Genomic DNA, 12,073 nt, shown 5'->3' with positions numbered 1-12,073 from the left:
AAACGACGATGCACCTGACCCTGCGACATCCCGATCTGTGGTTCACCGTGCTGGGCGTGTGCTGGGGCGTCTACGAGATGCTGCTCAGCCACCGCCGCCGCGCGGCCGATGGCGGCGCGCGCGACCAGGGCACGCTGCAGCTGCTGTGGCGCGTGCTGTACGCGGCGGTGGCGGTGGGCGTGCTGCTGGCCTTCATCGGCGTGTGGCGTTATGCGCCGGCGCTGCAGGAGCCGGCGCGCTGGCTGGGCTGCGCGCTGCTGGCCGGCGGCCTGGCGCTGCGGCTGTGGGCGATCCGGGTGCTGGCGCGCTGGTTCACGGTGGACGTGACCATCCAGGACGACCACCGGCTGATCCGCCATGGGCCATACCGCTACCTGCGCCATCCTTCGTACACCGGCGCGCTGCTGGCGTTCTACGGGCTGGCGATCGGCCTGGGCAACGTGCTGTCGCTGCTGGCGATCGTGCTGCCGGTGACCTGGGCGTTCCTGCGCCGCATCCGCGTGGAGGAAGCGGCGCTGACCCAGGCGTTCCCGCACGAGTACCCCGACTATGCCGCGCACAGCTGGCGGTTGCTGCCGTTCGTCTGGTGAGGCGGGGCCGATGCTCGCGCTCGACCTGACGCTCGCCGTCCTCCACCACCTCGCGTTCCTGTTGCTGACCGCCGCGCTGGTGGTCGAATGGACGCTGCTGCGCGAACCGCTGCACGCGCTGCGGCTGCGCACGGACGCCGCATACGGGGTGGCGGCGCTGCTGATTCTGGTCGTCGGCGGCCTGCGCGTGCGCTACGGCCTCAAGTGCCCGGACTACTACCTGCACAACCCCTGGTTCTGGGCCAAGCTGGGAGTGTTCGCGGCGATCGGGCTGCTGTCGCTGCTGCCCAAGCTGCGCCTGCTGCGCTGGCGACGCCAGGCCCGTCTGCAGCCGGGGTTCGTGCCGCCGCTGGCGCAGGTGGCCGCGTTGCACCGCATCGTCAGCGCCGAACTGACCCTGCTGGCACTGCTGTTCGTGCTGCCGCGACGATGGCACGTTATGCAACGCTGTAATTGGTATTACCAAAAATATGCGGGGAACGTCATCCGTATTTGACTTGGCGGAATCCCGGGCGATCTAATGGCTGTCCCAGTGCGTCGTCGCAGAAAGTGGTATGACCAATCTCTCAACGTCCGCGACGGCAGCCCCATCAGCGGCACGCCGCGACCCGCACGATGCGTCGCCGCCGCCGACTGTCGCGTCGTCTCCCGGCGGCGGCCGCCTCAGCGATCGCGTTGCCGCGCAACTGCGTGCGCTGATCGCAGAACGCGGGCTGCAGCCGGAGCAGCGCCTGCCGGCCGAGCGCGCGCTGGCGCTGGAACTGGGCGTGTCGCGCACCGCGCTGCGCGAGGCGATCGCCCAGCTCGCCAGCCAGGGGCTGCTGCGCGCCCGCGCCGGCGGCGGCACCTATGTACAGCGCCCGCACACGCCCGAGGAACGGGTGGTGGCGCCGCTGCAACCGTTCCTGCCGCTGTTGCAGGGCGATCCGGAATACCGCTTCGACGTGCTGGAGACCCGCCACGCGCTGGAAGGCGCCACCGCCTGGCATGCCGCGCTGCGCGCCACCGACGCCGACCGCGCGCGCATCGCCGCTGCGTTCGAGGCGATGCTGCAGGCGCATGCGCAGGGCGATGCGGCCGCCGAGGCGCGCGCCGACGCCGACTTCCACCTGGCCATCGCCGAGGCCGCGCACAACCGCGTGCTGCTGCAGGTGATGCGCGGGCTGTTCGACCTGCTGCAGGCCAACATCTCGCAGAGCCGGCACAAGCTGTTCCAGTCGCCGCGCACCTTCGCCCCGCTGCTGGCCCAGCACCGCGCGCTACGCGACGCGATCCTGGCCGGCGAGCCGGAACGTGCGCGCGACGCCGCACACGCGCACCTGGCCTTCGTGCACACCGCCCTGCGCAGCCTCGACGAAGACGACGCGCGCCGCGCGCGCGCCTCGCGCCTCCCCTCCTCTCCCTGACGACCGCGCCGATGATCATTTCCGCCGCTTCCGACTACCGCGCTGCCGCCCAGGCGCGGCTACCGCCGTTCCTGTTCCACTACATCGACGGCGGCGCCTACGCCGAGCACACGCTGCGGCGCAACGTGACCGACTTGGCCGACATCGCGCTGCGCCAGCGGGTGCTGCGCGACATGGCCGCGCTGAGCCTGGAGACCGAGCTGTTCGGCGAGCGCCTGGCGCTGCCGCTGGCGCTGGCCCCGGTCGGGCTGACCGGCATGTACGCGCGCCGCGGCGAGGTGCAGGCCGCACGCGCGGCGGCGGCCAAGGGCGTGCCGTTCACCCTGTCCACGGTGTCGGTGTGCCCGATCGAGGAAGTGGCGCCGGCGATCGACCGGCCGATGTGGTTCCAGCTGTACGTGCTCAAGGACCGCGGCTTCATGCGCAACGCGCTGGAGCGGGCCAAGGCCGCCGGCGTGACCACGCTGGTGTTCACCGTGGACATGCCCACGCCCGGCGCGCGCTACCGCGATGCGCATTCGGGCATGAGCGGGCCGAACGCGCCGCTGCGGCGCATGCTGCAGGCCGCGACCCATCCGCGCTGGGCCTGGGACGTGGGCCTGCTGGGGCGGCCGCACGACCTGGGCAACATCTCCGCCTACCGCGGCAGCCCAACCGGGTTGGCCGACTACATCGGCTGGCTCGGCGCGAACTTCGACCCGTCGATCTCGTGGAAGGACCTGGAGTGGATCCGCGAGTTCTGGACCGGGCCGATGGTCATCAAGGGCATCCTCGACCCGGACGATGCGCGCGACGCGGTGCGCTTCGGCGCCGACGGCATCGTGGTCTCCAACCATGGCGGGCGCCAGCTCGACGGCGTGCTGTCCAGCGCGCGCGCACTGCCGGCGATCGCCGACGCGGTGAAGGGCGAGCTGAAGATCCTGGCCGACTCCGGCATCCGCAGCGGCCTGGACGTGGTGCGCATGCTGGCGCTGGGCGCCGATGCAGTGCTGCTGGGCCGCGCCTTCGTGTATGCGCTGGCCGCGGCCGGCCAGGCCGGGGTGGAGAACCTGCTGACCCTGGTGGAGAAGGAAATGCGGGTAGCGATGACGCTGACCGGGGCCAAGTCGATCGCGGCGATCTCGCGCGATTCGCTGGCGCGGGTCACCCGCGAAAGCACCGTGTCGCCGTAGGGTCGCTGAGCGCATGCACGCGCCGCTCGCCGAAGCACGCCTGCTGCGCCAGCTGCGCGACGCGGTGGGCCGCGGCCACGTGCTGGTCGGCGACCGCGCCACGCGGCGCTTCCGCAAGGGCTACCGCTTCGGCGAGGGCCGGGTGCTGGCGGTGGCGCGGCCGGGCACGCTGCTGGAACTGTGGAACGTGCTGCAGGCCGTGGTGGCCGCGGAACGCATCGTCATCGTGCAGGCCGCCAACACCGGCCTCACCGGCGGCTCCACTCCGGACGGCGACGGCTACGACCGGCAGATCGTGCTGGTCAGCACGCTGCGCCTGCGTGGCGTGCAACTGCTGCACGACGGCCGCCAGGTCGTCTGCCTGCCCGGCGCCACGCTGGATGCACTGGAACGGCAGCTGCAGCCGCTGCAGCGCGAGCCGCATTCGGTGATCGGCTCCTCGTGCATCGGCGCCTCGGTGCTGGGCGGGGTGTGCAACAACTCCGGCGGCGCGCTGGTGCGGCGCGGCCCGGCCTATACCCAACTGGCGCTGTTCGCGCAGCTCGACGCCGACGGCCAGTTGCGCCTGGTGAACCATCTCGGCATCGCGCTGGGCGATACGCCCGAGCAGATCCTGACCCGGCTGCAGGCCGGCGACTACGGCCCCGCCGACATCCACGACGACCCTGCCCTCGCCGCCTCCGACCCGGACTACGCCACGCACGTGCGCGACGTGGACGCGGACACGCCGGCCCGCTTCAACGCCGACCCGGCGCGGCACTACGAGGCCTCCGGCTCGGCCGGGCGGCTGTGCGTGTTCGCGGTGCGGCTGGACACGTTCCCGCGCGAGGACAGCACGGTCTTCTACATCGGCAGCAACGCCACCGACGACCTGACCACGCTGCGCCGCGGCCTGCTCACCGCCTTCGCGCAACCGCCGATCAGCGGCGAATACCTGCACCGCGACGCGTTCGACATCGGCGCGCGCTACGGCAAGGACACCTTCCTGCTGATCGACCGCTTCGGCACCGGCGCGGTGCCCAAGGCGTTCGCGCTGAAGAGCCGCGTGGACGGCTGGTGCGAGGCGCTGGGCCTGCCCGGCTTGGCCGACCGCGCATTGCAGGCGCTGACCGACCGGCTGCCCGAGCACCTGCCACCGCGCCTGCGCGCCTACCGCGACCGCTTCGAACACCACCTGCTGCTGCGCGTGTCCGCGCAGGACGCCGCCGCGACCGACGCGTTCCTTGCCGACCACTTCGCCGGCAGCGACCGCGGCGCCTATTTCCGCTGCGACGCCGACGAGGGCCGCAAGGCGTTCCTGCACCGCTTCGCCGTGGCCGGCGCGGCGGTGCGCTACCGTCAGGTGCATCGCGACACGGTCGAGGACATCGTGGCGCTGGACGTGGCGCTGCGCCGCAACGACCGCGACTGGCGGGAGACGCTGCCGCCGGAGCTGGAGCGCGCGCTGCTGAGCAAGCTCTACTACGGCCACTTCTTCTGCCACGTGTTCCACCAGGACTACCTGGTGCGCAAGGGCCACGATCCGCTGGCGATCGAGCATGCGATGTGGGCGCTGCTGGACCGGCGCGGCGCCGAATATCCGGCCGAGCACAACGTCGGCCACCTATACCGCGCCAAGCCGGCGCTGGCCGCGTTCTACCGCGCGCTGGACCCGACCAACAGCTTCAATCCGGGGATCGGGCAGACGCCGAAGGGCAAGCACTGGCACGCCTGCGGCGGCGATCACGACTGAGCGCGCCGGTATGCACCGCGCGCACCCGGACGCCGACGCGCGCTGCGGTCATTCGATCTCGAGCATGCCGCCGTCCATCAGCGCAGTGGCGATGGCGTACACGTTGCGGGCGTCGGGGCGGATGCCATCGGCGCCGAGCACCACGCGCTTGTCCTCGGCACCGTCCATCGCCCGCTCCAGCACCTTGCCGTAGCGCAGGCTCAGGATCAGCGGGCCGAGCAGCATGGCGCGCTGCGCTTCGCCCGGCGCGGTGTCGGCGGTGCCGCGCTGTTGCTGCTGCGCGGCGTCGACCACCGCATTCCAGCCGGCGATGTAGGCGTTGGCCTCGATCGCCATGTTGTGGTTCAGCGCCTCCTGCGCCACCGGCGTGGCGTCGAAGTCGGTGCCCTTGGCCTGCGCTTCGCGCATGCCGGCGGCGACCTTTTCGGCCAGCGCGCGATCGAACTGGGCCTGGCGCTCGCTGACCGACAGGTGCACCGCCAGGTGCGCGAGCACGAACACCAGGTTGTCGGCGGCCACGTCGCCGCTGCGCAGCGCATGCGGGCGTGGCGCGTCGCGCAGCTGCTGCAGCAGCCCGCTGGTCAGCACCAGGTCGTTGTCGAGCGCCGCGGCGGCGAACGCATGGTCCTTGACCAGCGGCTGCTCGGCGACGATGCGGATGCGCTGCAATTGACCGGCATCGGCCAGCTGCAGCAGTTGCCCGCGCAGCGACGGCGAGGCCTGCACCGCGGCACGCACCTGCTCGGCGTCGGTGGCGCTGCCCTGGATCGCCTTCAGCACCGCATCGAGGCGGTCCGCAGCGAAGGCCGGCACGGCGCACAGCCAGGCCAGCACGAAAACGCACAGTCGCATCCGCAGCATGGTCGAATCCTTTCGTCGCTATCCAGAAGCGGCGCAGCCTAGCATGGCCGCCGCACGCTGCCGACCAGGGCGCGCTGCGGCACGGGGCGCTGCGCGGCGGAGGCCGCGGGGCCGGAGGAATCAGCTTCCGGGCAGCCGCTGCTGCAGCGTCTCCATCTCCTTCCACGGATGCTCGCGCAGGCGAGCGGCGCGCTGCAGCGCCTTGGCCAGCGGGAACGCCTGCGGCGAGGCGATCCGCGCCAGTTCCTCCCAGCGCAGCGGCACCGCCACGGTGGCGTGCTCGCGCGCGCGCAGCGACCACGAGCACACGCTGGTGTTGCCGCGGCCGTTGCGCAGCCAATCGACGAAGATCACTCCATTGCGCTTGGCCTTGCTCATCGTGGCCACGTAGCGCTCGGGCGCAGAGCCGGCCAGCGCCTGGGCGAAGGCTTCGCAGAAATCGCGGGCCTGCTCCCAATCCGCGCCAGGCACGATCGGCACCACCACGTGCAGGCCCTTGCCACCGGACAAGCGCACGAAGCTTTCCAGCCCGGTCTCGCGCAGGCGGGTGCGGATCTCGCGCGCCGCGGCCTTGATCTGCGTCCAGCTCACGCCCTCGCCCGGGTCCAGGTCGAACACCAGCCGGTCGGGATGCTCGGGATCGTCCACGGTCGACCCCCAGGGATGCAGCTCCAGGGTGTTCATCTGCACCAGTTCCAGCAGGCCGGCGAGATCGTCGATGTACAGGTAGTCCTCGGTGCCGCTCTTCTGCTTCAGTGCGATCGCGTGTACATGCTCGCCGAGCGCGCGGTTGTTGTGCTTCTGGAAGAAGCATTCGCCGCCGGCCCCATCGGGGCAGCGCAGCAACGACAGCGGACGCCCGGCGACTTCCTGCAGCAACCATGGTGCGATGGCACGGTAGTACTCGGCGACCTCGCCCTTGCTGATGCCGGCGCCCGGGTACACCACGCGTTCGGGGTGGGTGATGACGACCGCCGCGGCATCGGCGTCGGCGCTGGCGGAGGAAGCGACCTTCCGCGCCGCGGTGCTTGCGCGCGGCGCGGACTTGGCAGTTGCCGGTTTGCGCTTGGCGGCACCGTTTTTCGTAGCATCGCCTTTGGATGTGCTGCGTTTCGCCGGCGTGGCTGGCCCGCGCGCGGCCGGCGCGGTCTTCTTCGCCGATGCCGCAGCGCGAGCCGCCACGACATGGCTGCCTGGGGCTGCCGCCGGTGGCGGCGCACGATCGCCACCGAGATCCTGCAGCGGCTTGTCCTCGCGCAGGCGCTTGAATGCGGCCTGGCGCAACAACCCTTCCTTGGCCCAGCCACGGAAGGCGACTTCGGCTACCAGTTGCGGCCGCACCCAGTGCACGCTGCGCCGCGGGAATGGCGCATGCGCGGGAATGTCCACCACCGCCTGCTCGCTGTGCAGCGCCTGCAGCTGCGCAAGCAAGCGCCGCAGCCCCGATTCGTCGAAACCGGTGCCGACCCGGCCGACATAGCGCAAGCCGCCATCGCTGCGCTGCGCCAGCAGCAAGGAACCGAAGCCGCTGCGCGCGCCCTTGGGATCGGTATAGCCGACAATGACGAAATCGTCGCTGTTCTCGTGCTTGGTCTTGACCCAGTCGCCGCCGCGGCCGCCGTGATAGCGTGCGTCCGCGCGCTTGCTGACCACGCCTTCGTAGCCCTTCGCCGCCGCCGCGGCGAACACCTCCGGGCCATGGCCGAGCACATGGTCGCTGTAGGCCAGCACGCCCGGCGTGTCGCCGAGCAGCGCGCGCAGCAGTTGCTTGCGCTGCAGCAGCGGCACCTCGCGCAGGTCCACGCCGGCCACGCCGAGCAGGTCGAACACCAGGTAGCGCAGCGGCTGCTTGGAACTTCCCTCGATGACCCGTTGCAAGGCGGAGAAATCGCTGCGGCCGTCGGCATCGAGCACCACCAGTTCGCCATCCAGCCGCGCCTCGCTCACCGGCAAGGCCTGCACCGCGTGCGCGACCTCGGGGAAGGTCTCGGTCCAGGCCTGGTCGTTGCGCGAGCGCAGCGTCGCCTGGCCGGCATCGAGATCGGCGAGCAGGCGGTAGCCGTCCCACTTGATCTCGTGCAGCCATTGCGCGCCGTCGGGCGCGCGGTCGCGCAGCAGCGTCAGCTGCGCGCGCTCGCCTGGCGGACACGGCCGATCGCGCGCACCGTCCAGCGCCAGCGCGCGCTTGCGCCAGGCCGCATCGCTGCGCCGCGGCCGCGCGGCCGACGGAGCCGCAGCGCCAGCGGCGGCAGGCTTGGCCGTGGCTGCATCGCGCGCACGCTTGGAGGCCTTGCCGGCCTTGGTGGGCTTGGCGGCCTTGGCCGCGCGCTTCGGCGCAGGCGCGGAGACCGGCTCCTGCAGCAGGTCGTCGGCATCGCGATCGGCGGCGAACGCGTCGTCGCGCTTGATCAGCAGCCACTGCGGCTGCTTGCCGCGCAACGCAGTGCGTACCAGTTTCCAGTTGCCGTTGAGGCGCTCGCCGTGCAGCACGAAATCCAGCTTGCCGGCGGCGATCGCGGCCAGCGGTTCGCCGTCGCACGACCAGGTGCCGTGGTCGAACACATCGACATGGCCGGCACCGTAATGGCCCTCGGGAATATCGCCGGCGAAGCCGGCATAGGACAGCGGATGGTCTTCCACCTGCACCGCCAGCCGCTTTTCGCCGACCCGCAGCGACGGCCCCTTCGGCACCGCCCAACTCTTCAGCACGCCGTCGGCTTCCAGGCGGAAATCGTAGTGGCGCGAGCTGGCGTGGTGCAGCTGCACCACGAAGATCGGCCGCCGCGACGGCGCCGCGACGCTGTCGTCGGCCGGTTCCGGGGTCGCGCCGAAGCGGCGTTTGCGGGCGTACTCGCGCAGCGTCATCGCGCCCTACCCCGCCTTGCGCCGCGCCGGCGCCTTGCTTGCGGCGGTCTTCTTCGCCGGCTTGGCCTTGCTCGCGGATTTCGCGGCGGGCTTGGCGGCCTTCTTCGCCGCTTTCCTGGTCGGCTTCTTCGCGGTCTTGCTGACCGGCAGCGCCTCCGCCTTCTTCGCCGGAGTGCGGCGCTTGGCGTCCAGGCTCTTCTGCAGCAGCGACATGAAATCGACCACGTTGGTGGCGGCATCCTCGCGCTGCGGCGTGTCGGCCTCGTCGTCCACCTGCGCGGTGCCTTCCTGCGCCTTGATCCGCTTCTGGATCACCGCCTGCAGGCGCTCGCGGAATTCGTCGTGATAGGACGCCGGGTCCCACTTGCCGGACATCGAGTCGATCAGCTGTGCGGCCATCTCGGTTTCCTTGGCGCTGATCCGGTAGTCGGCGGCCTTGCCGCTGGGCAGCGTGTAGTCGTCCAGCGCGACCAGTTCCTGCGGATAGCGCAGCAGGATCAGCACCAGCGCGTCTTCCTGCGGCAGCACTGCCGACAGGTATTCGCGGGTGCGGATCACCACCCGCGCGATGCCGACCTTGCCGGTGGCGCGCAGCGTCTCGCGCAGCAGCACGTAGCCCTTCTCCGCCTTCTTGCCCGGCACCAGCACGTAGGGCTTTTCGAAGTAGCGCAGGTCGATGTCGGCGGCGTCGACGAAGGCCTCGACCTCCACCGTCTCGTGGCTTTCCGGCGCGGCCGAGGCGATGTCCTTCTGCTCGACCACCACGTAGTTGCCCTTGCTGTATTCGAAGGCCTTGACGATGTCCTTCCACGGCACCTCTTCGCCGGTGTCGGCATTGACCCGCTCGAAGCGGATCGGCCGCTTGTCGCGCGCATCGAGCATGCGGAAGTGCAGGTCGACGCGGCGTTCGCCGGACATCAGCGCCACCGGCACATTGAGCAGGCCGAAGGACAGGGTGCCGGTCCAGATCGGACGCGCCATCAGTGCGCCTCCAGGTGCAATGCCGGCGCCGGCAGATGGTCCAGCGCCTGCCACGCATCCTCGATCACCGGCCGTGCCTGGCCCCAGTCCAGCTGCGATTCGCCGCGGACCTGCTCCCAGTGCGCGGCCAGTTCGCCGTCGGTGTCGGCCATGGGCGCGCGCGGCCAGCCGCCGGCATGGGTGCGCAGCGCGAACGCATAGGCCGGGCACAGGTCGCGCCACGGGGTGCCGTGGCGATCGCGGCGCTGGCGATAGTCGGCCAGGCTGTATTGGCGGTAGTCCGCGGCGTCGTGCGGGCGCGGACCTGCAGTGTCGTCGGGACCGTGCGGCAGCGTGGCCGGCAACGGATCCAGATGGGCATTGAACAACAGTGGATCGGGGCGGGCGCTGGGGCACATGGCGGAAGCTCCGGGCGGCATCGGCGGCATGGGGATGGGCAGCAGTAGCGCCGGCGCCGTTAGGCGTTCGTGACAGCGATGTGGACGCATTGCGATTCGCAGCGGCTTCACCGCCATCGCGCTGCACTGTACGCACGTTCCCAACCCCAACCGGAGGAATCGGCCATGTCCACACCCACCGACCCGCTGCGTCGCAACGACCCGGTTCCCGGCGAACAACGCGGCAAGCGCGACGCCCAGGACCGCGAGGACCGCGGCGCCGGCGACCGCCCCGATACCATCGTCGAACACGAGCCGCGCACCGGCGCGGACCGCCCTGCGCCCGACGGCAACGCGGCAGATAGCGCCAGCGAGGAGCACGCGCACAAGCACCATGCCGACGCCAATCAGGACGAGGCGCTGGAAGAGACCTTCCCGGCCAGCGATCCGGTCTCGCCGTTCGTGCCATCCAAGGCGCCGTAGGCCAGCGCCATCGCCCCTGTAGGAGCGGCTTCAGCCGCGACAGGATCTGTCGATTCATGCAGCCTGTCGCGGCTGAAGCCGCTCCTACAAGGGGCGGTGCGTTCCGCTAGACCTTCCCCGCCGCCTGCAACGCCGCATACTCCGCGTCGCCGAACAGCCGCGAGCGCACCAGGAAGCGCACGCCCTCGCCGTTCTCCAGCGAGAACATGCCGCCGCGCCCGGGCACCACGTCGATGATCAGCTGGGTGTGCTTCCAGTATTCGAACTGCGAGGCGCTGATGTAGAACGGCGCGCCGCCGATCTCGCCCAGTTGCACGTCGCGGTCGCCGACGATGAAATCGTCCTGCGGATAGCACATCGGCGAGGACCCGTCGCAACAGCCGCCCGACTGGTGGAACAGCACCGGCCCGTGCCGCCCGCGCAACGTGTCGATCAGCTGCAGCGCCGGCAACGTCGCCAGCACCTGCAGCGGCACGCCGGATTCGGGCGCGGCGGCGTCCATCAGGCGGCCATGTCCAGCACGATGCGGCCTTCGATCTGGCCGGCGCGCATGCGCGCGAACACCTCGTTGATGTTCTCCAGCGTGGCGGTGGCCACGGTCGCGGCGACCTTGCCCTGCTCGGCGAATTCCAGCGATTCCTGCAGGTCCAGGCGCGTGCCGACGATGGAGCCGCGCACGGTCACGCCGTTGAGCACCATGCCGAAGATGTCCAGCGGGAACTGGCCCGGCGGCAACCCGTTCAGCGACACCGTGCCGCCGCGGCGGACCATGCCGATCGCTTGCTCGAACGCCTTCGGCGACACCGCGGTGACCAGCGCGCCGTGCGCGCCGCCGATCTCCTTCTTCAGGTAGGCCACCGGGTCGGTGGTCAGCGCGTTCACCGTCACCGTGGCGCCCAGCCGCCTGGCCAGCGCCAGCTTGGCGTCGTCCACGTCCACCGCGGCCACGTTCAGGCCCATCGCCTTGGCGTATTGCACTGCCATGTGGCCGAGCCCGCCGATGCCGGAGATCACCACCCAGTTGCCGGGCTTGGTATCGGTGACCTTCAGGCCCTTGTACACGGTGACGCCCGCGCACAGGATTGGCGCGATCTCGACGAAGCCGATGTTCTTCGGCAGATGGCCGATGTAGTTGGCGTTGGCCAGCGCGTATTCGGCGAAACCGCCGTTGACCGAGTAGCCGGAATTCTGCTGCGCCTCGCACAGCGTCTCCCAGCCGCCCAGGCAGTGCTCGCAATGCCCGCAGGCCGAATACAGCCACGGAATGCCGACCCGGTCGCCTTCCTTGACGTGGTCCACGCCGGCGCCGACCGCGACCACATGACCCACGCCCTCGTGGCCGGGAATGAACGGCGGGTTCGGCTTCACCGGCCAGTCGCCCTCGGCCGCGTGCAGGTCGGTATGGCACACGCCGCAGGCCTCGATCTTGACCAGGATGTCGCCGGCCTGCGGCCGCGGCACCTGCACTTCCTCGATCGTCAGCGGCTTGCCGAATTCGCGTACCACCGCGGCCTTCATTGTCTTGTCCATCGAAACGCTCCTGTGGAAAACGATGACGTCACCATCGCGCGTCCGGCGACGGGGTGCCTTGATCCAGATCAGTCGG

12 protein-coding genes are annotated in these 12,073 nt (G+C 70.7%); 6 read left to right on the top strand and 6 right to left on the bottom strand.

The window, feature by feature from the left end; all coding sequences use genetic code 11:
• Positions 1-8 precede the first annotated feature (8 nt).
• Genes HEP74_RS00210 through dld form a run of 5 tightly spaced genes read left to right on the top strand, consistent with a single transcriptional unit; the run spans position 9 to position 4,900 of the window.
• Positions 9-590 carry a methyltransferase family protein gene (locus HEP74_RS00210; protein WP_185816427.1) on the top strand — a complete coding sequence of 194 codons (582 nt, stop codon included), beginning with the start codon at positions 9-11 and terminating at the stop codon, positions 588-590.
• Between the two features lie 10 nt (positions 591-600).
• The gene (locus tag HEP74_RS00205; protein ID WP_185814670.1) at positions 601-1,086 is read left to right on the top strand and encodes a DUF2214 family protein; all 486 of its coding nucleotides are present in this window, start codon (positions 601-603) and stop codon (positions 1,084-1,086) included.
• A 58-nt stretch (positions 1,087-1,144) separates the two neighbouring features.
• Positions 1,145-1,996, top strand: a complete 852-nt coding sequence (lldR, locus tag HEP74_RS00200) for a transcriptional regulator LldR (RefSeq protein WP_255427829.1) — start codon at positions 1,145-1,147, stop codon at positions 1,994-1,996.
• Positions 1,997-2,007: 11 nt separating this feature from the next.
• Positions 2,008-3,168 carry an FMN-dependent L-lactate dehydrogenase LldD gene (gene lldD / locus HEP74_RS00195; protein ID WP_185814669.1) on the top strand — a complete coding sequence of 387 codons (1,161 nt, stop codon included), beginning with the start codon at positions 2,008-2,010 and terminating at the stop codon, positions 3,166-3,168.
• A 13-nt stretch (positions 3,169-3,181) separates the two neighbouring features.
• The gene (gene dld / locus HEP74_RS00190; protein ID WP_185814668.1) at positions 3,182-4,900 is read left to right on the top strand and encodes a D-lactate dehydrogenase; all 1,719 of its coding nucleotides are present in this window, start codon (positions 3,182-3,184) and stop codon (positions 4,898-4,900) included.
• A gap of 48 nt (positions 4,901-4,948) precedes the next feature.
• Here dld and HEP74_RS00185 read toward each other — a convergent pair whose 3' ends face one another.
• From HEP74_RS00185 to HEP74_RS00170, 4 genes are all read right to left on the bottom strand, one after another.
• On the bottom strand, positions 4,949-5,761 hold the full coding sequence (locus HEP74_RS00185; protein ID WP_185814667.1) for a hypothetical protein: 813 nt from the start codon (positions 5,759-5,761) through the stop codon (positions 4,949-4,951).
• A 120-nt stretch (positions 5,762-5,881) separates the two neighbouring features.
• Complete coding sequence (gene ligD, locus HEP74_RS00180) at positions 5,882-8,626, bottom strand: DNA ligase D (RefSeq protein WP_185814666.1); 2,745 nt, start codon at positions 8,624-8,626, stop codon at positions 5,882-5,884.
• Between the two features lie 6 nt (positions 8,627-8,632).
• On the bottom strand, positions 8,633-9,607 hold the full coding sequence (gene ku, locus HEP74_RS00175) for a non-homologous end joining protein Ku (RefSeq protein ID WP_185814665.1): 975 nt from the start codon (positions 9,605-9,607) through the stop codon (positions 8,633-8,635).
• A complete protein-coding gene (locus tag HEP74_RS00170) occupies positions 9,607-10,005 on the bottom strand; it encodes a hypothetical protein (protein WP_185814664.1) in 399 nt (132 codons plus the stop codon). Before HEP74_RS00170 ends, ku begins: the two co-directional genes overlap by 1 nt.
• Positions 10,006-10,170: 165 nt before the next feature.
• On the opposite strand from HEP74_RS00170, the gene HEP74_RS00165 reads away from it, so the two are divergent.
• Complete coding sequence (locus HEP74_RS00165; protein ID WP_185814663.1) at positions 10,171-10,467, top strand: hypothetical protein; 297 nt, start codon at positions 10,171-10,173, stop codon at positions 10,465-10,467.
• A 106-nt stretch (positions 10,468-10,573) separates the two neighbouring features.
• On the opposite strand, the gene HEP74_RS00160 is transcribed toward HEP74_RS00165, so the two are convergent.
• Both HEP74_RS00160 and adhP read right to left on the bottom strand, forming a co-directional pair.
• Positions 10,574-10,969, bottom strand: coding sequence for a DUF779 domain-containing protein (locus HEP74_RS00160; RefSeq protein ID WP_185814662.1), 396 nt, complete (start codon positions 10,967-10,969; stop codon positions 10,574-10,576).
• Positions 10,969-11,997 carry an alcohol dehydrogenase AdhP gene (gene adhP / locus HEP74_RS00155; RefSeq protein ID WP_185814661.1) on the bottom strand — a complete coding sequence of 343 codons (1,029 nt, stop codon included), beginning with the start codon at positions 11,995-11,997 and terminating at the stop codon, positions 10,969-10,971. Before adhP ends, HEP74_RS00160 begins: the two co-directional genes overlap by 1 nt.
• Positions 11,998-12,073 lie beyond the last annotated feature (76 nt).

It is taken from the genome of Xanthomonas sp. SS, from assembly GCF_014236835.1.
GTDB lineage: Bacteria > Pseudomonadota > Gammaproteobacteria > Xanthomonadales > Xanthomonadaceae > Xanthomonas_A.
The sequence above is the reverse complement of the archived record's forward strand: the minus strand, read 5'-3'. Positions and strand labels throughout refer to the sequence as shown.